Source organism: Rhodanobacter sp. TND4EL1 (assembly GCF_054061035.1).
Genome location: NZ_JBSSDT010000003.1, coordinates 210,564 through 232,299, shown reverse-complemented (window position 1 = coordinate 232,299; position 21,736 = coordinate 210,564). Strand labels below are relative to the sequence as shown.

At 65.1% G+C, this 21,736-nt stretch carries 14 protein-coding genes, 1 pseudogene and 1 riboswitch; of the genes and pseudogenes, 4 read left to right on the top strand and 11 right to left on the bottom strand.

The genetic code is table 11. The annotated features are described in order from the left end of the window. The first annotated feature begins 40 nt into the window (after positions 1-40). Positions 41-1,369 (top strand): glycosyltransferase, encoded by a 1,329-nt coding sequence (locus tag ACVWWQ_RS12825; RefSeq protein WP_166669718.1) that lies wholly within the window; start codon positions 41-43, stop codon positions 1,367-1,369. Here ACVWWQ_RS12825 and ACVWWQ_RS12820 read toward each other — a convergent pair. Then, entirely contained in the window at positions 1,348-3,060 is a 1,713-nt protein-coding gene (locus ACVWWQ_RS12820) for a lysophospholipid acyltransferase family protein (protein ID WP_133948928.1), read from the bottom strand. The two genes, ACVWWQ_RS12825 and ACVWWQ_RS12820, sit on opposite strands and share 22 nt — an antisense overlap. A 208-nt stretch (positions 3,061-3,268) precedes the next feature. On the opposite strand from ACVWWQ_RS12820, the pseudogene ACVWWQ_RS12815 reads away from it, so the two are divergent. Both ACVWWQ_RS12815 and ACVWWQ_RS12810 read left to right on the top strand, forming a co-directional pair. After that, positions 3,269-3,499, top strand: a pseudogene (locus ACVWWQ_RS12815) (transposase); the annotation flags it as partial. A gap of 43 nt (positions 3,500-3,542) precedes the next feature. Beyond that, positions 3,543-3,887 (top strand): hypothetical protein, encoded by a 345-nt coding sequence (locus ACVWWQ_RS12810; RefSeq protein ID WP_457383438.1) that lies wholly within the window; start codon positions 3,543-3,545, stop codon positions 3,885-3,887. 101 nt (positions 3,888-3,988) lie between these two features. Here the strand turns inward: ACVWWQ_RS12810 and ACVWWQ_RS12805 are convergent, their stop codons facing one another. From ACVWWQ_RS12805 to ACVWWQ_RS12760, 10 genes are all read right to left on the bottom strand, one after another. Further along, a complete protein-coding gene (locus tag ACVWWQ_RS12805) occupies positions 3,989-5,749 on the bottom strand; it encodes a serine hydrolase domain-containing protein (RefSeq protein ID WP_133948929.1) in 1,761 nt (586 codons plus the stop codon). A 66-nt stretch (positions 5,750-5,815) separates the two neighbouring features. After that, positions 5,816-6,229, bottom strand: coding sequence for a helix-turn-helix domain-containing protein (locus ACVWWQ_RS12800; protein WP_166669719.1), 414 nt, complete (start codon positions 6,227-6,229; stop codon positions 5,816-5,818). Positions 6,230-6,472: 243 nt separating this feature from the next. Then, positions 6,473-7,186, bottom strand: coding sequence for a transposase (locus ACVWWQ_RS12795; protein ID WP_133948931.1), 714 nt, complete (start codon positions 7,184-7,186; stop codon positions 6,473-6,475). Positions 7,187-7,221: 35 nt separating this feature from the next. Next, positions 7,222-7,548 (bottom strand): GNAT family N-acetyltransferase, encoded by a 327-nt coding sequence (locus ACVWWQ_RS12790; protein ID WP_457383421.1) that lies wholly within the window; start codon positions 7,546-7,548, stop codon positions 7,222-7,224. Positions 7,549-7,753: 205 nt separating this feature from the next. Next, on the bottom strand, positions 7,754-7,975 hold the full coding sequence (locus ACVWWQ_RS12785) for a hypothetical protein (protein WP_099653182.1): 222 nt from the start codon (positions 7,973-7,975) through the stop codon (positions 7,754-7,756). Further along, positions 7,972-8,397, bottom strand: a complete 426-nt coding sequence (locus tag ACVWWQ_RS12780) for a VOC family protein (protein WP_099653183.1) — start codon at positions 8,395-8,397, stop codon at positions 7,972-7,974. Before ACVWWQ_RS12780 ends, ACVWWQ_RS12785 begins: the two co-directional genes overlap by 4 nt. After that, positions 8,394-8,870 carry a helix-turn-helix transcriptional regulator gene (locus tag ACVWWQ_RS12775; protein WP_099653184.1) on the bottom strand — a complete coding sequence of 159 codons (477 nt, stop codon included), beginning with the start codon at positions 8,868-8,870 and terminating at the stop codon, positions 8,394-8,396. Before ACVWWQ_RS12775 ends, ACVWWQ_RS12780 begins: the two co-directional genes overlap by 4 nt. A 169-nt stretch (positions 8,871-9,039) precedes the next feature. After that, a complete protein-coding gene (locus tag ACVWWQ_RS12770; protein WP_133948932.1) occupies positions 9,040-12,210 on the bottom strand; it encodes an efflux RND transporter permease subunit in 3,171 nt (1,056 codons plus the stop codon). 246 nt (positions 12,211-12,456) lie between these two features. Further along, positions 12,457-15,627: an efflux RND transporter permease subunit gene (locus ACVWWQ_RS12765; RefSeq protein ID WP_133948934.1), complete on the bottom strand. Its 3,171-nt coding sequence runs from the start codon at positions 15,625-15,627 to the stop codon at positions 12,457-12,459. 281 nt (positions 15,628-15,908) lie between these two features. After that, positions 15,909-17,759 carry a TonB-dependent receptor domain-containing protein gene (locus ACVWWQ_RS12760; RefSeq protein ID WP_133948936.1) on the bottom strand — a complete coding sequence of 617 codons (1,851 nt, stop codon included), beginning with the start codon at positions 17,757-17,759 and terminating at the stop codon, positions 15,909-15,911. Between the two features lie 132 nt (positions 17,760-17,891). Next, a riboswitch (cobalamin riboswitch) is annotated at positions 17,892-18,123 on the bottom strand. Positions 18,124-18,546: 423 nt separating this feature from the next. On the opposite strand from ACVWWQ_RS12760, the gene ACVWWQ_RS12755 reads away from it, so the two are divergent. After that, the gene (locus tag ACVWWQ_RS12755; protein ID WP_133948938.1) at positions 18,547-21,618 is read left to right on the top strand and encodes a TonB-dependent receptor; all 3,072 of its coding nucleotides are present in this window, start codon (positions 18,547-18,549) and stop codon (positions 21,616-21,618) included. Positions 21,619-21,736: the final 118 nt, after the last annotated feature.

The window sequence follows — 21,736 nt, the reverse complement described above, 5'->3', positions numbered from 1 at the left end:
GACCCCACCTACGCACCACGCCGACGCTATGCTCGCCGTCATGCCAAGTGCACGCATCGTTTTCGCCACCGTGGGTTCGCTCGGCGACCTGTTCCCCTTTCTGGCTGTAGGCCGGGAGCTGCATCGGCGTGGGCACCAGGTAACCATTGCCACCCACGCGCTGCATCGATCGCCGATTGAACAAGCCGGGCTGATTATCGCCGATGCCAGTGGCCTGGCCGAGCCCGACGACCGGGCGGCGTTCACGGCGCAAGCCTTCCATCCATGGCGTGGCCCGCGCTTCGTGGTCCACGACTTGGCCGCGCTGGATGTGCGTGCGAGTTACCAGAAGCTGCTGCCGCTGTGTGCCGAGGCCGACGTACTGGTCAGCAGCACGCTGGCCTTCGCCGCGCAGATCATCGGCGAGCAACGCAGCGCCCAAGGCTTGCGCTGGCTGTCGGCAGTACTGGCCCCGGCGGGCTTCCTTTCCGCCAGCGATCCGCCGGCCACCGGCATCACCGCGCTGGACCGGTTCCTGCGCAGCTCGCCGCAACGTGGCCGTTGGCTGTCGCGCGTCGCCACCCGCGTCACCCATCCCTGGACGGCGCCAGTGCGCGCCCTGCGCCGCGAGCTCGGGCTTGCCGCGCAATCACCGCTGGGCGATCCGTTTCATCGAGGCCAGCACGCACCGCTGGGCGTGCTGGCACTGTTCTCGCCGCTGCTCGGGCAAGCGCAACCGGACTGGCCACCGCAGGTGGTGATCACCGGCGCGGCACGCCACACCCAACCGGACGCCGCCGATCCGGCGTTGCAGGCCTTTCTGGATGCCGGCGCGGCACCGCTGGTGTTCACCCTCGGCTCTGCCGCCGTACACGCCAACGCCAGCTTCCTGCAGGAAAGCGCACTGGCCGCGCAGCAACTGGGCCGGCGCGCCGTGCTGCTGACCGGCTCACCGGAAATGCGCGCGCGGCTACGCGCCGATCTTCCCGCCACCATCCACTGCGTGGACTACGCCGCGCATGCCGAACTGTTTCCGCGCGCCGCCGTGATCGTCCACCACGGCGGCATCGGCACCAGCAGCGAAGCGCTGCGCAGCGGACGACCGATGCTCGTCGTGCCGCATGGCTTCGACCAACCGGACAATGCCGCTCGCCTGCAGCGATTGGGTGTGGCCGAGATATTGCCGGCGCGACGCTATCGGGCGGATCGCGCGGCCGGGTTGCTGCACCGACTGCTGCATGATCCGAGCTACGGGACCAGGGCAGCGTTGGCTGGAGTCACGATGCGTGATGAGAACGGTGCTGTCCGCGCCGCCGATGTCATCGAGGCGGCGTTGAAGCGCACGGCCTCCGAGCCATTACGCTCGCGTCACGCCGCCTTGCCCAGATAGCGTGCGCGCTTGGCGGGCTTGAGCGCCGCCAGATCCAGCATCACCAACCCGTCGACACAGCCGGAAAATCCGGGGTCCTCGCCAAAGTCGAGGAACTGCACGCCTGCCGGTTCCACCAGGTCGACGTACTGGCGGTACAGCACCGGCAGGCTGACACCCAGCGCATCCAGATGGTGCCGCAGCTTGCCCAGGCCGGCCGAGGCATCCAGCCCTTCCAATGCCTGCCGCACACAGCGGACGACGTCAGCGGAAATCACGAACGGCTGCCTCGCCGCCGCCAGCCCGGGTGCGCCGAAATAATGCTGGTGCGCCGCCGCGATCCATTCGCGCGCCTCGCGCGGCAGGTTGACCGACATGCTCACCGGGCCGAAAACGTGGCGCAGCTCCGTGTGACGTTGCAGGTACAGGCCGATGCCCTGCCACAACTGGTCCAGCGCGCGCGAGCGCCAGTACGCCGGCGCAATAAAGCTGCGCCCCAGCTCCAGCCCCTGCGCCAGCCGCGACTCCAGCGCCGGCGAGTAGTCGAACAGTCCGGAGGTGTACAAGCCCTGCATGCCGCGTTCGGCCAGCAGGCGCCCGCCATGGCCGAGGCGATAGGAACCGGCGATGCGCAGCAGCCTGGAATCCCACAGCACCAGGTGTTCGTAGTGCGGATCGAAAGCATCCAGATCACGGCGCGCCCCGACACCCTCGCCGACCTTGCGGAAGGTCAGCTCGCGCAGGCGGCCGATCTCGCGCAGCACCGCGCTGTCGGACGCGCCCCGGAGCAGCAACACCTGCTTGCCATCCTGAAGCTCGGCCAGCGTCTCCGCCCGCGCCAGCTCGGCGGCCACCTGTTCGGCCGGCTCCGGATGCGCCAGCGGTGCCTGGCCACCGAAGATCTGGCCGTGATGTCGACCGACCCGATACACATGCCGCCGCATCAGCCGGGCCGCCTGCGTCGGCGACCCGCCGCTGCGCTGTTCCAGCTCGCTCGCGGCGACCAGCGCACCGATGCTGAAGCCGATGCGCCGGCTGCCGGGCGCCACCGCCTCGCGCGGCAGCATCGCCGTACTCAACGGCTTGGCCAGCATCGACACGCCATAGAACATCGTCGAATTGCGCGCAGCGACGTGCACCGGCAGCACCGGCACCTTGCGCCGCAGCGACAAGCGCGCGAAACCATCCGACCAGCGTCCGTCGCGCACGCCATCGGCGCGCATACGCGAGACCTCGCCGGCGGGAAACACGATCAGCGCCTGGGCTTCGTCGAGTGCGCGATAGATACCGCGCAGCCGCGACGCCCCACCCTTGCCAAACACGTCCACCGGCAGCAGCAGCTTGCCCAGCTGCGGCACCGTCGCCAGCCAGTCATTGCCCAGGATGCGCACGTCCGGCCGCACCGAACCGATCAATTGCAGCAGCGCCAGCGCGTCCTGCATGCCCAGCGGATGATTGGCCACCACCAGCAGCGGACCGTCGAGCGGGATGTGTTCGCGCTCGCGCAGATTGAGGTGATAGCTGGTGCCCAGCACATCGAGCACGCGCTCGACGAAATCAAACCCCTCCGCCGTGCCGACCCGCCGCAACACGCGATTGAAACCATCCTCGTCCGCCAGCCGCTCGAGCATGCCCGACATCGGACGCCGAAGGGCGGGGTACTGCGCGAGCCAGGGCAGGCGCTCGACCAGAGACTGCTCGATACTCAGCATGGCGATGTCCTCGAATCGACTGCCGCCATGCTGCATGGTGAGTGTGACAATCGGTCGAGGTGATCGGGCTTGTAGATGTGACGTCTAAAAGGGGACGGAGGTAATTGAACGGCCTGCCTCAGTCCTGCTCGTGGTCAGCGCCTTCGCTGGCAGACGAGCTAGGCCTGCATACTCAAGCTGGCCTGGATTCTCCGTTGCGAAACCAGCCATGCCGAGACTGCCACGCCTTGAGGTGCCCGGTGTTCCGCTGCACGTCACCCAGGGGGGCGTGAATCGTGGAGCCATCTTCCTGGATGACCATGATCGCTATCACTTTCGAAAGCTGCTGCGGGATGGCTGCCGAAAGCATGCGATCCAGGTTCACGCGTTCGTGTTGATGGGCAACCACACCCATCTGCTGCTGACTTCACCACTGCCGGGCGCGCTCTCCCGGGCCATGCCTAGCGTCGGTCAAAACTACGTGCAGGCGTTCAATTACCGTCATGCGCTACATCGAACTCAATCCGGTTCTCGCCGCCAAGACGGCGAGCACACAGGAATATCGCTGGTCCAGCGTTCATACCCATTTGGGCCAGGCATCCGACCCATTGATCACGCTGCACCCACTCTATCTCGCACTGGGTTCCGCGCCCGACGAGCGATGCAAGGCCGACCGTGCATGGCCGGAGCAAGGGGTTACAGATGACGACATCGCTCGCATTCGGCAGCATGTGCACCAAGAGCGGGCGCTCGGCGACGACCGCGTCCAGCGCATGGTCGAGAAGACCTTGGGACGACCTGCAGCCTGTCGGCCGCGTGGGCGACCGACAATAAAGGAAGGGATTTAACTACCTCCGCCCCTCTGATTCCGGCGGGCGACCGCGCATCGGGTGCAATTTGAGTCTTGCCGAGCGTCATCCACCTGGTTACCAAGGCCGAAGAAGACGATTCAGTCCGTTATTTTCGCTTGAATTCGTGATCCCGGCAGCGCCGCCGGAATGATGTAATCCGTGACCAGATCCTGCAGCGGATACCAGGTGGAGAATTCACCATAGCTGCCGGCGGTGATGGCCACGGCCAGATCCAGCTCCGGCACCACGATCACAAATTGGCCGCCGTTGCCCTCGGCCGCGTAGACCCGGTAGTCGTGACCTTGCACGCTGAAGTGGTGCAGGTGCCAGGCGTAGCCGTAGTCGTGGTTGGGGCCGAACGTGGTGCGGCGGGCAACGGAGGCCTTGATCCAGGCCGCATCGATCAGACGCTGGCCGTGCCAGACGCCGCCATCGAGATACAACTGGCCCAGCTTGAGCATGTCCCGCGGACGCAAGCGAATGCCGCCGGCCAGGTAGGCATCGTCATCCCGCATCAGGTTGAGGTGGTAGCCCTGCATTTGCATCGGTCGGGCGATCCAGTCGCGGAACATGTCGGTGAGACGACGCCCCGTTGCCTGACGCACCACGCCGCCGAGCAGGTTGATGCCGGCCGAGCAGTACACCGCCTTGTCGGCGCCGGGCTTTTGCACCATCGGCAGGTTCAAGGTGTAGCGATACCAATCCTTGTCGCCTTGCTGGCCTTGCATCTTGTCTTCACCGCCCGGTGATTCGGCGTTGTCGTCGTCGCAGGCCAGGCCGGAGTTCATGCTCATCAGGTTGCCAAGCGTGATGGCGCGTTTGGCCGCATCCATGTGTGCCAGCTTGTCGTATTGGGGGAACACGGAAAGCACCGTCGTCTTCGCCGACAGCTTGGCGCCGTGGTCGATGGCCATGCCGACCAGCAGGGAAGCAAACGACTTTCCGGCGGAGCGCATGTCGTGGGCTTCGTCGCGCGAAAAGCCGTGAAAATACGCCTCGAACACCAGTTTGCCGTGACGTGCCACCAACAGCCCCTGCACCTGTGGATGACCGGGTTCGGGCGCGGCAAGCGTCTGTACATGCTGCAGCAGCGCGGCCATCGGCGCGACCTGCATGCCGACATCGCCCAGTGCGGCGGTGGTCCAGCCATCATCGACGGGAACCGGTGTGCGATACGTGTCTTGGGTGCCCGCCGGCGTGGCCACGTAGTAGCCGGACGCATGGTCGCGGTCGCGCCGGGTGAACGGAAATACCGCGATGCCTTGCCAATCCACGCGCAACTGATCGGTCTCTTCGTCGAAGCGCGCGTTCAAGGCCCAGCCCTTGCGCTTCGGATCGGTCAACACCACCACATCGCCGTCGACATGCACGTCATAGGCACGGCCGCGGCCCAGGTTGTACTCGGGGTTGCTCAGGAACGCCTCCAGCGAGGCGTCTGGCTTGCGCCGGATGTTCAGGTATTGCGTCACCCGGTCGATCAGCGGTTGCACCTGGCCAACCCACACCTGGCCGTGGCCATGCGCCAGCAGCACCGGCGTGGCGTAGGCGCTGGCCAGCGTCAGGTCGGGCGGCTGGATCCAGAAGCCGTCGATATTGCCGTCGACCAGTTGCCCGCGAAAGTGTCCCTGCCCGCCCGGCATGGCGAAGCTGAGCTGGTCGCCATCGCGCACGACGGGGACCGACATGCCGCCCATGCTCGCCTGCCACGGCGTCTGGCGTCCGTCCACCGTGAGCGTGCCGGCCAGCAGCGGGCCGGACACCGTTTCATTGCCCCACAGCCCGACCAGGTTCGGCGGATCAGCCGCACGCGTGGTCGTGGAAAGCAGGAGCAGCAGCAGGCAAAGCAGGACAACGCGCATCGACGGCACCTCGGGGTGAATGGCCAACCTTGACTGCCAAGGCGATCCGGACTGCCATCATGGTGCTTACAAAGGTGCCGGCAATCTTGTACGGATTGAACCTGGCTGCCGCGGCATCGACCTGGCACGCTGGCGATAACTGCCCGGCGGCAAGCCGAAGGCCTCGCGGAAGGCGCGGGAAAAGTGGGCCTGGTCGAAGTAGCCGCAGCGAATTGCCACCTCGCTCATGTCATGCACCTCGCCGGCCAGCATCGCCGCGGCAAGATTCAGGCGCAGGCGGCGCCGGTAGGCGCCAGGCGAGCAGCCAAAGTGCTGGCGGAAGGCGCGCGCCAGATGTACCGGGTGCACGCCGCAGCCGCGGGCGACATCGGCCAGTCCAAGCGAGCTTTCGAGGTCGTCGTGCAGGCAGTCGCGCGCCATCAACAGCCAGCGTGGCAGTTGCGCGCGAACCTCCTCATAGCGTGAGGCCGTGGCCGTCATCAACTCCACGCAGTGTAGGCAAAAGGGGTCAGAGACATTATTCATCGCGAAGTCCGCTATCTCGCGACTTTCCGTGCGGCCAGCCTCGTGGCCTGACCGTAGCCACGCGCTTCAGCTCCGCCTCAATCGCAGCTTGAAATCGGCCGGTTCCCAAGGCGCGCTGCTGTTGCACATAGGCGCGGATTTCGCTCATTCGATCCTCCCCAATGGCTTCGGCAAAAGCGGCAAAAGGGGTCAGAGACATTATTCATCGCGAAGTCCGCTATCTCGCGACTTTCCGGGCGGCCAGCCTCGTGGCCTTACCGTTGCCACGCGCTTCAGCTCCGCCTCAATCGCCGCTTGAAATCGGCTGGTTCCCAGCGCGCGCTGCTGTTGCACATAGGCACGGATTTCGCTCATTCGATCCTCCCCGATGGCTTCAGCAAACAAGGCGCGATAGGCCGCGCATCGCTCTTCAACCGTTGTACCCAGCTGAGCATACTCGTCGTGGGGGTAGACGAGCCGGTCGGCCCGGCCCTCCGCGTTGGCGCCATAGCTTGACCATGCGTAGTCACCCGGCGCCTCGACCATCGCGGCGCGTACCGGATTGAGTTCGATGTATCGGTAGCAGGTGAGAAGATAGCGCTCGCTGTCAACCAGACACGACTTGTAGCGACCCTCCCAGAGGGTGCCACTGCGCCGATAGGTCGCATTGAAGTAGCCCACATAGCGACGACCGAGCGATTGCATCGTTCGCGCTACGGCACCGGCGACCTCCGGCGTCATCAACAAGTGCACATGGTTGGTCATCAGCACGTAAGCATGCAGCCGGCAACCATGCGCCAACGCCGCTTCTTCGAGATGGCGCAAGTAACACCGGTAATCCTGCTCGCGCAAGAAACAAGGCTGGCGGTTGTTTCCGCGCTGGATGACGTGCTGCGGAACTCCAGGCAAATCCAGACGTGGCTGACGCGGCATGACGGCCTCCTGCCATCATTTGGGGAATCCCATCCTCAACGACCAAGCGCGGCCCCACCATCAGCTACCGGACTTGTCACCTGTCGGATAATGTCTCTGACCCCTTTTGCTTCCACCAGCAGCGGACCGTCGAGCGGGATGTGTTCGCGCTCGCGCAGATTGAGGTGATAGCTGGTGCCCAGCACATCGAGCACGCGCTCGACGAAATCAAACCCCTCCGCCGTGCCGACCCGCCGCAACACGCGATTGAAACCATCCTCGTCCGCCAGCCGCTCGAGCATGCCCGACATCGGACGCCGAAGGGCGGGGTACTGCGCGAGCCAGGGCAGGCGCTCGACCAGAGACTGCTCGATACTCAGCATGGCGATGTCCTCGAATCGACTGCCGCCATGCTGCAGGGGGAATGTGACAATCGGTCGGTGAGGCGGGGTTGGAGATGGGACAGCTCGTCGGCAGTGGCGGGCCGCTACTTGCCATCGACAGGGCCGGCAGCGCGCGGAAGACGGGATTCAATGGACTCCATCCCCCTTGATTCCCGGAAGTGGGTCTGATCCCGCCTCTGAATTGTCAGGCGCCTGAGGTGCTGCGTCGTCCCTTGGTGTAGGGCAGCACGAACAGGTACAGGCCGCTGAACAACTGCAGAAACAGTGGCGGCAGTGGCGAATAGGTCAGCCACGCTGGCGGCGGGTTCGGGCTCATCCATCGCCAGGCGAAGTTCGCGGCCACGGTGAGCGTGAACACGATCGACAACCAGCGGTGGCTCTGCCGGATCCACTGGCTCGCGCTCATGACGACCTCCGCGCAGGCACCCTGGCCTCGATCATCTTCCAGCCATTGCCGGAGGGGTCGCGAAAGCCCGCATCCATCGTGCCGTAGCGGTTTGTCGGCTCCTGCGTGAACTCCACGCCGAGCGCACGGAGCCGCTCGAAGGCCGCCTGGCAATCGTCGACCATCAACACCAGTAGTGGCATCGCGCCCTTGGCCACCATTTCGCAGAGCGTCTGCGCGGTTGCCGCGTCGTGGACCGGCGGCCCCGGTTTGAACAGGCCGAGCTGGAACGAGGGCTGCTCCGGATGTTGCACGGTCAGCCAGCGATAGTCGCCGTTGCGCGCATCGGCATGGACGACAAAGCCCAGCTTTCCGACATAGAACGCGAGCGCTTCATCCTGATCCCGGACATACAGTCCGGCGACATCGATACCTTGGGTCATGGAACCTCCGTGGATTGGAGTCTCTTTTTACCCGCGGCCCCGCTCCGCCGCTTCTCCGAAACTGCGGACTTGAGGTCCGGACGGTGAGCGGCGCGCACGATGCACTCCGGAATGCTCTCCCGTTCGTGCAAGGCAACCTGCTGGCGCACGCGAAGCTCCCCCGGACTCTCGCCGGTGATGTCGCGGAAGATCCGTCCGAAGGTACCGATGCTGTTCCAGCCGGTCTGCAGAGCGACCTCGGTGACAGCCAGCTCGGTATCACGCAGCAGCGATGCGGCGCGTTCGATGCGACGCGTGAGCAGATAGCGGTGCGGCGGCACGCCGAACGCGTCCCGGAACGAGCGCGCGAAATGCGCCGACGACACCGCACTCACTTGCGCCAGACGTCGGACCGGCCACTCCTCGTGGGACGCGGCGTCCATCCGGTCCTTCGCGCGCAGCAACCGTCGCAACAGTTCGGGATTCTGGCTCATGTGTCCTCGTGTCTCGCCAATGCCCATCCGCGCCGATCTCGCGCGGCGGGCAATACAGGCGGAATCACCACGCCGGCCAGTGCGGCAAACGCCTCGGGACGGCAAGCCGGAACGTGGCAGCGGCAGTCTTCGATGGCACGGAAATCCGTCGTGATCGCCGAGCGCGAGATCAGGGTGCCGTCTGCACTCCGCCCAGCGCCTTCAGCCGCTTCTTCTCCGCCTTGCGCTGCTTGCGCGCCGCCTTGCGGATCTTGCGGTCGTGGTTCCACAGATAGATCGCCGGTGTGCTCAGCAAGGTCAGCAGCTGCGACACCAGCAGCCCACCGACGATGGCGATGCCGAGCGGCTGGCGCATTTCCGAACCGATGCCGAAGCCGATCGCCAGCGGCAGCGCGGCGCCCATCGCCACCAGGGTGGTCATGGTGATCGGGCGGAAGCGCACCAGTGCCGCTTCGCGGATCGCCTCGGGCGCGGACAGGCCGCGCTCGCGTTCGGCGACCAGGGCGAAGTCGACCATCAGGATCGCGTTTTTCTTGACGATGCCGATCAGCATCAGGATCGCGATGATCGCCATCATCGAGATCTGCGTCTGGGTCACCAGCATGGCCAGGAACGCGCCGGCACCGGCGGCGGGCAGGGTCGACAGGATGGTCAGCGGGTGGCCGAGGCTTTCGTAGAGGATGCCGAGCACGATGTACATCGCCAGGATCGAGCCGAGCAACAGGATCATGCCGTTGGACTGGGCCTGCTTGAGGCGCTGGTTGGCGCCGGTGAAATCCACCCGCATGCCGGCGGGCAGCCCCGCGGCGAAGGCAGCCTGCTCGACCAGTTTGACGCCGCGGTCCTGCGACACGTCCTTGGCCAGGTTGTAGCTGATGGTGGAGGCTTCCAGCTGGTTGTGATGGCGCACCCTCAGCGGGGCGATATTCGGGGCAATGGTGGCCAGCGCGGACAGCGGAATCATCCGGCCCTGCTCGTTGCGCACGCGGATGTTGAGCAGCGATTCCGGACTCACGTTCTCGGCGGCACCGGTGCTGAGCACCACCGCGTACTGGTTGATGTCGGAATAGATCTGCGAGACCTGGCGCTGGCCGAACGAGTTGTACAGCGCCGAGTCGATCGTGCCCACGCCCACGTGCAGGCGTGCGGCGGCCTCGCGGTCGATCTTCAGCAACTGCTGTTTGCCGACCTGGTCGAAGTTGCTGCCGACGTCGCGAAATTCCTTGATGGTACGCATCTGCCGCACCATCTTCAGCGCCCATGGCTGCAGGTCGTCGCCGTTGTTGCTGATCAGCTGGAATTCGTACTGACCACCGCCATCGCCGCTGCCACCGCCGCCCAGGAATTGGGCCGCGCTGACCGACACCTTCACGCCGGCCAGCTTGTCGTACTGCTTCGACAGGCGCTCGACCACCTGCTTGATGCCTTCGTCGCGTTCACCGGCGCCGCTGCCGTGCGGCTTCAGGTCGACGAACATCTGCGCGCTGTTGCCCACCGCGCCACCGCCGCCGCCATTGCCGCCCAGCATGGTCAGCTGATCGAGCACGGACGGGTCGGCCTGCATGATCTTGGCCACCGCCAGCGTGCGCTCGGTCATCTGTGCCGGCGAGATGTTGGCGTCGGCACGGATGTCGACCTGCAGCTGGCCGGTGTCCTCGTCCGGCATGAAGGTGCCGCCGGCGGTCTTGGCCACGGCGAAGCCGAGCACGCCGGTGAGGATCAGCAAGGTCAAGGGTTGCCAGCGCATCAGCCGGCGGTGACGCATCGCCCAGTCCAGCGCACGTTCGTAGGCGCCGAGCAGTTTGCGGTCGAGGTTTTCCACGGCGCGTTCGAGACGGCCCGGCGGTTTGCGCTCGGCCGGTTCGTGCTCGAGCATCCAGGCGCACAGCGCCGGGGTCAGCGTCAGCGAGACCAGCGCGGAGATCACCACCGCAGCGGTCAGCGTCACCGAGAATTCGCGCAACAGCATCACCAGCATGTTGTTGCCGAACAGCAGCGGCGCGAACACCGCCACCAGCGACAGCGTGATCGAGATCACCGTGAAGCCGATCTCGCGCACGCCGGCCAGCGCCGCCTGCATCGGCGGCTCGCCGCGCTCCATGTGGCGCACGATGTTCTCGATCACCACGATCGCGTCGTCGACCACGAAGCCGATGCACAGCACCAGCGCCACCAGCGACAAGGTGTTCAGCGTGTAACCAAGCGCCCACATCACCACGAAGGCGCCGGCCAGCGACAGCGGCACGCTCAATGTGGCGATCATCGTGGGACGCAGCCGGCGCAGGAACACCAGCATCACCAGCACCACCATGGCGATCGAGATCAGCAGCGCCACCTGCACTTCGTGCAGCGCCGACTTGGTGGTCTGGGTCAGGTCGAACACTGGCGCCATGCTGATGTTGGACGGCAGCGAGGCACGCAGTTGCGGCAGGCGGGCGCGGATCGCCTCGACCGTGGCCACCGCGTTCGCTTCCGGTCGCTTGCTGATCTGCAGGCCGACGGTGCGCTGATCGTTGAACCACGCCGCCTGGTACTCGTCCTGCTGGCCGCTGTAGACCTTGGCCACGTCGGACAGCCGCACCGGTGTGCCCTTTTTCACCGAAATCAGCAGGTGCGCGAACTCGGCCGGCGTCTGCAGGCCGTCGGTCGCGCTGACCGTGGTCTGCGTCTTGCCATCGCTGAGGATGCCCTGCGGCGAAGTGACATTGGCCGCGCGCAGCGCGTTGGCCACGTCATTCGCGGTGAGGTTCTTGGCCGCCAGCGCGGAGGTGTCCAGCTCGATCCGCACGGCGTGCGGCGTGCCCCCGAACACTTGCACCTGGGCGACGCCATCGATCTGCGCCACCGCCGGCTTCAGCAGCGTGTCGGCCAGATCGAACAGCCGGTCCTGCGGCATGCCGCTGGAAGTCAGCGTGATGAACAGGATCGGGATCTGCGAGGTGTCGAACTTGAAGTACTGCGGCGGCGACGGCATGCCGGTGGGCAGGTCGACCGCGGCCGCGTTGATCGCGGCCTGCACGTCGCGCGCGGCGCTGTCGGCGGTGCGATCCATGTTGAAGCGCACCATCACCGAGGCGGTGCCCTCGCTGGCATTGCCGTACATCTCGTCGATGCCCGGGATCCGCCCCAAATGCCGCTCCAGCGGGGCCAGCACAGTGTTGGCCATGGTCTGCGCGCTGGCGCCGGGCTGGCTGGCCACCACGTAGACACCGGGAAAATCCAGCGACGGCAACGCCGCCACGCCCAGCAGCAGGTAGGCCCAGACGCCGGCCAGCATCAGGCCGATCGCCAGCAGTGAGGTGCCGACCGGGCGGCGGATCAGCGGCGCGAAGATATTCATCGCACCGGCATCCGCGTTTTGCGGTGGCACGCCGTGGAGACACACAGGGAGAGAGTTCCGTTCATGCGGGCTTTATGCCCGCTGGACGACCGCGGCGAATGTGCCTGAAGTCCACACCCTGCCGGAAGGCATGGGTCCGGCATGCGTGGGAAAGTGTGAGATGGGGCTTGGTCTCGCGCGACGCTTTGGGAATGCGTGGCAAGGCGTCACCCCGCCCGGGTGTGCTCCGGCGCAGCGTTGCAGCGGCTATTTCGGCAGCGCCGGCATCTGCTGCTGCACCAGGCGCTGGCGCTGGATTTCGGCCCGCAACCGCCGTTTCGCGGCCCTGCGCTCGCGGCGATCGTGCTGCCACAGGTAGATCGCCGGCGTGCTCAGCAAGGTCAGCAATTGCGACACCAGCAAGCCACCGAGAATCGCGATGCCCAGCGGCTGGCGCAGCTCCGAGCCGTAGCCGAAGCCGATCGCCAGCGGCAGTGCCGCGCCCATCGCGACCAGGGTGGTCATGGTGATCGGGCGAAAGCGCACCAGGGCCGCCTCGCGGATCGCCGCGGGTGGCGACAGTCCGCGTTCGCGCTCGGCGACCAGCGCGAAGTCGACCATCAGGATCGCGTTCTTCTTGACGATGCCGATCAGCATCAGCACCGCGATGATCGACATCAGGGTCAGCTGGGTATGCGTGAGCAGCATGGCCAGGAACGCGCCCATGCCGGCGGCGGGCAAGGTGGAAAGAATCGTCAGCGGATGGATCAGGCTTTCGTACAGCACGCCCAGCACCACATACATCACCAGGATCACCGCCAGCAGCATCAGCAGCGCGTTGTTCAAGGCGTCCAGCAGGTTCTGGTTGTCGCCGGTGTACTTCTTCTGCACGCCGGGCGGCAGGTTGGCGGCGAAGAGTGCCTGGTCCACCAGCTTCAGCCCGTCGGCCTGGGTGAGGCCCTTGCCCAGGTTGTAGCTGATCGAGGCCGATTCCAGCTGGTCGAAATGGCTGACCGTCACGGGTGCCAGGTGTGGCTGGATCTTCGCCAGCGCGGACAGCGGGATCATCTTGCCCTGGCTGTTGCGCACGTAGACACCCAGCAAGGCCTGCGGACTCGGTTCAATGCCCTGGTCGGCGGTCAGCACCACGCGGTACTGGTTGATGTCCGAATAGATGATGGACACCTGGTTCTGGCCGAATGCGTTGTACAGCGCCGAATCGATCTGGCCCATACCGACCTGCAGGCGCGCGGCGGCATCACGGTCGACCTGCACCATCTGCTGCTTGCCGATGCCGTCGAAGCTGCTGCTCACGTCCTTGAATTGGTCCATTCCACGCATCACCCGCGCCAGCCGCAAGGTGGGATCCTGCAGCGGCGTGCCGTCGGTGCTGTTGAGCTGGAACGAATACTGGCCGACGCCGTCATCACCACCGCCCCCGCCACCACCGCCAAAGAACTGCACGGCGGAGAGCGACACGTCGAGATCGCTGACATTCTTGAAATGGACGGCCAGACGATCGACCACCTGCTGTCCGGTGACATCGCGCTCGGCGGCCGGCTTGAGGTCGACGAACAGCGTCGAGTGATTGCCGACCGCGCCGTTGCCGTTGCCGCCACCCAGAATGGTCGAGACATCGAGCACCGCCGGATCGGCCTGGATCACTGCCGCCATCGCACGCGTGCGGGTGGCCAGTTCGGTCGGCGAGATGTTCGCCGCGGCGCTGATCCGCGCGCGCAGCAGGCCGGTATCTTCCTTGGGCATCAAGCCGCCACCGGCCGTCATGCCCACCGCCACCGCCAGCGCCACGGTCAGCACCAGCAGGATCGGCGGCTGCCAGCGCATCACCCGGCGATGGTGCATGGCCCAGTCCAGCCCGCGCTCGTAGACGCCGAGCATCCAGCGATCGAAGCGTTCGGCCCATTGCTCCAGCCGGCCCGGCACGTGCTCTTCCGGTCGCTCCTGCAGCAGGCTGCGGCCGCACAGCGCCGGCGTGAGCGTCAACGACACCACGGCGGAGATCACGATGGTCGCCACCAGGGTCACCGCGAATTCGCGCATCAACACGGTGAAAAGGTTGTTGCCGAACACCATCGGCCCGAACACCGCCACCAGCGACAGGGTGATCGAGATCACCGTGAAGCCGATCTCGCGCACGCCGGTCAGCGCCGCCTGCAATGGCGCCACGCCGCGTTCGATATGCCGCACGATGTTCTCGATCACCACGATCGCGTCGTCCACCACGAAGCCGACGCACAGCACCAGCGCCACCAGCGAGAAGATGTTCAGGGTGAAACCCATCATCCACATCACCACCATCGCGCCGGCCAGCGACAGCGGCACGCTGAGCATCGCGATCAGCGTGGGACGCCAGCGCCGCAGGAACACCAGCATCACCAGTGCCACCATCACGATGCTCATCAGCAAGGCCACCTCGACCTCGTGCAGTGCCGATTCGGTGGTCGGGGTGAGATCGAAGATCGGCGTGATCTGCACGTCGGCCGGCAGCAGGTTGCGCAGCGCGGGCAGTTGCGCCCGGATCGCATTGACGGTCGCCACGGCATTCGCCTCGGGCCGCTTGCTGATCTGCATGGTCACCGCGCGGACGCCGTTGAACCACGCCGCGGTGTACTCGTCCTGCTGACCGCTGGTGATCGTGGCCACGTCGGACAGCCGCACCGGCACACCGTTGCGGCTGGAGATGATCAGGGCGGCGAAATCCCTGGGCGTGTGCAGCGCATCGTTCGCGGTCACCGTCATCCGCGTGGCACCGTCGCTCAAGGTGCCCTGCGGCGAGGTGACGTTGGCGGCGCGCAAGGCGTTGGCCACATCGTTGGTGGTCAGGCCCTTGGCCGCCAGCGACGCCGCATTCAGCGCGATGCGCACGGCATGCGGGGTGCCGCCACTGACCTGCACCTGGGCCACGCCGGGAATCTGCGCCACGGCCGGTTTCAGCAAGGTATCGGTGAGATCGAACAGGCGGTCCGGCGGCAGGCTGGTCGACGTCAGCGACACCAGCAGCACCGGCACCTGCGAGGTGTCGAACTTGAAGAAGCCCGGAGGATTGGGCAGACCCGGTGGCAGATCGGCAGCGGCGGCATTGATCGCCGCCTGCACGTCGCGCGCCGCGGCATCGGTGGTACGCCCGAAGTCGAACAGCACCTGGATCTGCGCCCCACCTTCACTGGAACTGGAGGCCATCTGCTTGACCCCGGGAATGCGTCCCAGGTGCCGTTCCAGCGGCGCCACCACGGTGGAGGCCATGGTTTGCGCACTGGCACCGGGCATTTGCGCGAATACCACCACACCCGGAAATTCGATCGACGGAAACGCGGCCACGCCGATCAGCAGATAGGCCCACAAACCGGCCAGCATCAAGCCGATGGCAAGCAGCGAGGTGCCGACAGGGCGGCGGATCAGCGGTGCGAAAATATTCAAATGGCCTCCCGGATGCGCAAGCATAACGGGAGAAGCCCGACGGCCGACAAAAGCGTGGCCCGTGCCGAGCCGGAACGCCGCACCGGCACGCCGGCGCTCCGCTGGCGCGGCTGCCCGACCGGGCGTCAAGACGAACGTGGGGTCGCCGTGGCCTGGCGAATGTGGCCTGCCGGCAACGTTGCCGGCGCACGAAAATCCAGTGAACGTCCCTGTTCATCCCGCTTCCCGCCATCCCTGGCGTCCATCGCCGGCTCCATGCCGGCTTGCGTGCGTGATCGGAACTAGAGCGACGCGGGCCTGTAGCGCAGGGTCAGAAAGCCGGTGCGACCGGGCTGGTTGTAGTACCAGACCGTCTCGTAGTGGCGATCGAACACGTTCGCGAGGCGCGCCTCCAGCTGCCAGCCCGGGGCAAAGTGCCAGCTGGCACGCAGGTCGGTGGTGGCATAGCCGCCCAGTGGATGGCGGTTGCCCGCGTCGTCATAGCTGCGCCCGGCACCGTTGACGGTGGCGCCGATGCCCCACTCGCCAAGACGACGATCGAGATCGATCCGTCCGGTGTGCTCCGGCCGGCGCGGCAGCACGTGGCCGTCGTTCACGCCGCCATCGTCGTTGCGCGGCTGCAACCAGGTCGCGTAGCCCTGCAACTGCCAGCCACCAAGTTTCAGGCCAAGCTGACCTTCGACGCCGCGGATGCGCGCCTTGCTGATGTTCATCGGGAAGTAGTTGCTGTCCAGCGCAATCAGCTGGTCGATGCGGGTCTGGTAGGCGTTCAACGCCCAGTTCCAGCTGGTCAGTTGCTGGCTCAGGCCGAGTTCGGCGCTGCGCGACTTTTCCGGCTTGAGATTCGGGTTGCCGCTGCCGTAGGGGTAATACAGATCATTGAAGGTCGGCGCATGGAACGCGCCGCCATAGCTGGCCGACAACTTCAGGCCGCCATCGAAGTGATAGCCCCACGCGGCCGCGCCGGTGTTGTGGTTGCCGTACTGGTTGTTGTGATCGCGCCGGGCGGACAGCTGCAACTCGTTGCGGCCGAACGTGCCCTGATACTGAAGGTAGCTGCCGATGTCATGGCGGCGAGTGGCCAGGAAGCCGGTGTCGCTTTCGATCTTTTCGCCCTGCCAGTCCACGCCGAGGGTCAGCAACTGGTTGCCGGCGAGGCTGATGTCGTTCTGCCACGCAGCCTGGTTGCGTCGCGAGTAGATGTAGCCGACGAAGCTCTCATTCTCGTAGTTGTCGTAACGGTCGAGATTCTGACCCACGCTGAGCGTGGTCTTCCACGCTTCCAGCGGGTTGATGCTGAAGGCGGAGCCGGCGGTCTGCTGCACGGTGCGGCTGCGGTTCTGGTAGCTGCCGTCGAAGTGGATGTCGCCCAGGCTGCGCAGCCAGCTGCCGCTGAGTTCGGCCCCATTGGCCCAGCGGTAGCCGCCGTTGGCCACCAGGTTCTCGTTGCGGTACGGGTCATTGTCCGGTTCGTCGGCAAAGCAGCCGGCAAACACGGTGCCGGCGCCAACGCGGCAGGCATTGATCCCGCGGGTGTGCTGGGCGCCGACCGCGAGGTTGTACCAGGCGTGGTCATTGCCGCCGGACAGGCCGAACTGACCGCGCAGCAGGTTGTGGCTGCCCGTGGTCACGCTGAAGGAAGGCTGCAGGCCACCGTCATGCGAACCGTGTCGGGTGAAGATCTGGATCACGCCGCCGATCGCGTCGGCACCGTACAGGCTGGAGCGCGGACCGCGCACGATCTCGATCCGCTCGATCTGGTCCACCGGCAGCTGCTCGAACGCGGCCAGGCCATTGCCGACCGAGCCGATCCGCACGCCATCGATCAACACCAGCGTGTGCGAGGAGTTGGTACCGCGCAGGAACAGCGAAGTCTGCTGTCCGTAGCCGCCGCTGTTGGCGAAGCTCACGCCCGGCAAGCCGGTGAGCAGGTCCGCCACCGACAGCGGTTGCAGCCGGTCGATGTCCGCGCGCGTGATCACGCTGACCGACGACAACGCATCGTCCACGGTGATGGCAGTACGCGTGGCGGTGACGATCACCGCACCCGGGTTGGCCGCGTCGTCCTGGGTCGCGGCGTGCGCGCTCAGGGTGGCACCGAGCAGCGCCGCTGCCAGCAAGGTCTTCTTCATGTCCGTTCGTTCCTCAAGGCGACGCACCCGCGCGACGCCATCAATGCGATGGGCTGGGGAAGCGCAAGGGGAAGACGAAACGACGGGCAGGCACAATCGACCGACACGCGGTTCGGCCTCGCCCACCGCGAGCCACCAGGAATCGTTCGGGCCGGTCTCCGGGCTGGCGAGTGACAGGCAGGGAACCGCCTGTCCCGAACAGCGCCTTCCCATGCCTTGGCACAGTGGCGTTCGCCGTTCGTGTTCTCGCTTACCGTTGCGGGGGCAGCGCCGGCCTTGCTGTGCGTCAACGCACCACGCACCGGCTTCCCGTTTCATCCCTGCGGCGCGAGGCCATCGGGACACCTGAACCGCGCAACTTTAACGCCGGGGCCGTGCTGGCGCAATCGAGCGCGAGAAGGTCAGGACCGCTTGCGCCTTGTGGCTGCAAAAAAGTTGCCATGGCCTTGCAGCCGCCGACAACCCGTTCATCAAAAGCGCCCGGACAAATTCATTAATCGAAATATCTTGCGAATAGTGTTACGAAAATTCGCAAGTTTTTACTGCTCGATAATATTTATTGAACATTTTGTTGACGTCGGCATTTGAGCGGACTTATGTTCGACATAGCAGGTCGCTGGAGCCATGGATACGGGGCCGCAGCATCAGCTATCTGCCTGAACGACTGGAACATTCGACAGACGCCAGATTGCCTTCGACCAGTGCGCAACCAGCTTGCCGTTTACCTCTTGGACTGATTTACGTCACTCGGCTTTCGGGCCGTCTTTACCGGGGAGATTCATTACCAATGAGCAGCCAAAATAAAAACCGCAATCCAGGCTGGCGCCATACAGCGCTGGCCATCGCCTTGAGCATGAGTCTGGGCGGCGTCGCCATGGCCCAGTCGACCACGGGCTCGATCTTCGGTCAGGCACCGGCCGCGGCCGGCGAAACCGTCGTCGCCACCAACACCTCCGGCCTGAGCCGCGAAGTGGCCGTCGACAGCTCGGGTCGTTTCCAGATCAGCAACGTGCCGGTGGGCACGTACAAAGTTTCGCTGAAGAAAGACGGCGCGGTCATTGACACCCGCAACGTCTCCCTGGCGCCCGGCGCCGGTTCGTCCGTCACGTTCAACACCGAAACGACGTCGCTCGGCGCGGTGACCGTGCAGGCGAATGCGCTGCCTGCCATCGACGTTTCCAGCGTCAGTTCCAGCACGGTGATCACCGCGGCTGACCTGCAGAAGCTGCCGATCGGCCGCAACGCGGAATCCATCGCGCTGCTCGCCCCCGGCACCGTGAAGGGCAGCGGGTTCTTCGGCAATGCGGTCGCCTTTGGCGGCTCGAGCGTGTCCGAGAATGCCTATTACGTGAACGGCTACAACACCGGCGAGCCGTACAAGAATCTCGGCGGCTTTGCGTTGCCCTACGGCGCCATCGACCAGCAGGAAACCCTGACCGGCGGCTACAGCGCCAAGTACGGTCGTTCCGATGGCGGCGTGATCAACCAGCTCGGCAAGCGCGGCACCAACGAATGGCATTTCGGCGCCCAGGTGGTGTGGCAGCCCCGATTCCTCGAGGGCTCGCCGGTCAACAACCGCTATGGCCACCCGGCGATTCCCGCAGACGTCGCCAATCCGAACAGCCCGGATGGCTTTACTCATTACCAGCTCGAAGACCCAAGCAAGCCGGGCACGCTGAACCAGTACCGCAACGACAACAAGCAGTGGGAGACGACCTACTCTGCCTATGTCGGTGGTCCGTTGATCCGCGACAAACTGTTCTTCTTCCTGGCGGCTGAAACCACCCGCGACCAGATCACCAACGTGGAGTCGGCGGCCAATCAGAAGGTCCAGTACCTGCGCGACAAGAACACCAAGGTCTATGCCAAGGTGGACTGGAACATCACCGACAGCAACATCCTCGAGTTGACCGCGTTGAACCAGCGCCAGGCCAACGGTGCCGGCCAGACCTATGCGTTCGACAACAACACGCTGAAGTCGGGCGCGTTCTCCAACAACAACGACGTCACCAAGGACAACGCACAGTTCTACCTGGGTCACTTCACCAGCTACATCACCGATTCGGCCACCTTGAGCATCTTGTACGGCAAGGCTCACTTCCAGGATCCGGTGCTCTACGGCAATACCAGCCCGCTGCCCTTCATTTCGCGACCGTACAACCAGAATCCGGCCTACCTGCCGCCAGGCACCGGTCCGAACGGCATCGTCAACGCCCAGGGCAACACCACCTGGACCTCGCCGCAGGCGACCAATGGCACCCGCGGGCTGCGCGTCGACTTTGACTACCGTCTGGGCGATCACGACCTTGCCGTCGGTATGGACAACATGAATTACAAGGCCAGCCATCAGGGCCCGTCCAATCAAAATCCGTTCAACCCGGCGGTTGATTACTACTGGCGCTATCTGCCGGCCACCGCGACTCGTCCGGACGGCTATGTGCAAAAGCGTACGGTCGGCTGGGCCACCAGCATGACCATGAGCCAGAAGGCCTATTACCTGCAGGATGATTGGCAGGTCAGCTCCAACGTGCTGCTGAACATCGGCGTGCGCAATGACCACTTCACCAACTTCAACGACGTGGGCACCGCGTTCGTCGACGAGAAGAACCAGTGGGAACCGCGTATCGGCGCCAGCTGGGACGTGAACGGCGATTCCTCGTTCAAGGTCTACGGCAACGTGGGCCGTTATTACCTCGCACTGCCGGACAACGCGGCCGAACGTGCGGCGAACCGCTCCACCTACATCACCCAGCCGTTCAGCTATACCGGCATCGATGCGAACGGTGTGCCGACCGGCTTGGCGCCGCTTGATAACCCCACCTCGCCCGATGGCGAATATGGCCTGCCGAAGGACCCGAAGGAGGTCACCGCGCGCAACCTCAAGCCGGAATACGTGGATGAATTCATCGTCGGCTTCGACAAGAAGCTCAACGATAGCTGGACCTACGGCGCCAAGGCCATGTGGCGCGACCTGAAGACCGCGATCGATGACGAATGCGAGCCGGGCCAGATCGCCACCAAGATGACCAGCATGGGTCTGGATCCCGGCCTTTACGGCAACTCGCTGTACGGTGCTTCCTACTGCCGCCTGATCAATCCGGGCCTGACCAACAACATGTACGTGAAGGCGGACGACGGCAGCGGCAGCGTGATCGTGCCGATGACCCAGAAGGATTGGGGCTTCATCAATGGTGTCCGGCGCAAGATCGGTTCGCTGAACCTGTATCTGGAACACCCGTTCGATGGCAAATGGATGGGTCGCATCGACTACACCTTCAGCCGCGGCTTCGGCAATACTGAAGGTCAGGTACGTTCCGACTTCGGCCAGGGCGACGTGTCCAAGACCGAAGACTGGGACAGCTGGCAGCTGATGGACGGCCAGGACGGTGATCTGGCCAACGTGCGCAAGCATCAGATCCGCTTCCGCGGCGCTTATCAGATCACCCCGGAATGGCTGGTGTCCGGCACACTGCTGGCGCAGTCCGGCACGCCGAAGGAGTGCCTGGGTTACTACGGCACGGATGGCGTCGGCGACCCGACCGGCTACAACAACGGCGCCAGCGGCAACTACCACTGGTGCCACGGCGTCCGCCAGCCGCCAGGCCTGGCAGGCCATACGCCGTGGACTGAGCAAGTCAACGTTGGCGTGCACTACGCGCCGGCATTTGCCGAGCACAAACTGGGCTTCAACCTGGATGTGATCAACGCGTTCAACCAACAGCGACCGATCCAGACCGATGCCGTCGGTGAAAGCGCTTACGACGGTGTCAATACCGTCTCCATCAACAACAGCTATGGCGACGGCATCTACTGGCAGCCGCCGCGCACCGTGCGTCTGTCGGTGCAGTACGACTACTGATAGCTGAAACAGGCTGAAACTGGCCAAGCCAAAGCCACCGACTTTCCCGTCGGTGGCTTTTTTTATTCGCAGGGAATGCTGTCGACGCATCAACCACGGCGCAATCGAGCTTACCGAG

Bases quoted from the DNA above. Each gene is read 5' to 3' on its own strand.
- ACVWWQ_RS12820 (WP_133948928.1), bottom strand. From the start codon at position 3,060: ATGCTGAGTATCGAGCAGTCTCTGGTCGAGCGCCTGCCCTGGCTCGCG.
- ACVWWQ_RS12800 (WP_166669719.1), bottom strand. From the start codon at position 6,229: ATGACGGCCACGGCCTCACGCTATGAGGAGGTTCGCGCGCAACTGCCA.
- ACVWWQ_RS12825 (WP_166669718.1), top strand. From the start codon at position 41: ATGCCAAGTGCACGCATCGTTTTCGCCACCGTGGGTTCGCTCGGCGAC.
- ACVWWQ_RS12755 (WP_133948938.1), top strand. From the start codon at position 18,547: ATGAGCAGCCAAAATAAAAACCGCAATCCAGGCTGGCGCCATACAGCG.
- ACVWWQ_RS12805 (WP_133948929.1), bottom strand. From the start codon at position 5,749: ATGCGCGTTGTCCTGCTTTGCCTGCTGCTGCTCCTGCTTTCCACGACC.
- ACVWWQ_RS12785 (WP_099653182.1), bottom strand. From the start codon at position 7,975: ATGAGCGCGAGCCAGTGGATCCGGCAGAGCCACCGCTGGTTGTCGATC.
- ACVWWQ_RS12770 (WP_133948932.1), bottom strand. From the start codon at position 12,210: ATGAATATCTTCGCGCCGCTGATCCGCCGCCCGGTCGGCACCTCACTG.
- ACVWWQ_RS12810 (WP_457383438.1), top strand. From the start codon at position 3,543: ATGCGCTACATCGAACTCAATCCGGTTCTCGCCGCCAAGACGGCGAGC.
- ACVWWQ_RS12790 (WP_457383421.1), bottom strand. From the start codon at position 7,548: ATGCTGAGTATCGAGCAGTCTCTGGTCGAGCGCCTGCCCTGGCTCGCG.
- ACVWWQ_RS12760 (WP_133948936.1), bottom strand. From the start codon at position 17,759: ATGAAGAAGACCTTGCTGGCAGCGGCGCTGCTCGGTGCCACCCTGAGC.
- ACVWWQ_RS12795 (WP_133948931.1), bottom strand. From the start codon at position 7,186: ATGCCGCGTCAGCCACGTCTGGATTTGCCTGGAGTTCCGCAGCACGTC.
- ACVWWQ_RS12780 (WP_099653183.1), bottom strand. From the start codon at position 8,397: ATGACCCAAGGTATCGATGTCGCCGGACTGTATGTCCGGGATCAGGAT.
- ACVWWQ_RS12775 (WP_099653184.1), bottom strand. From the start codon at position 8,870: ATGAGCCAGAATCCCGAACTGTTGCGACGGTTGCTGCGCGCGAAGGAC.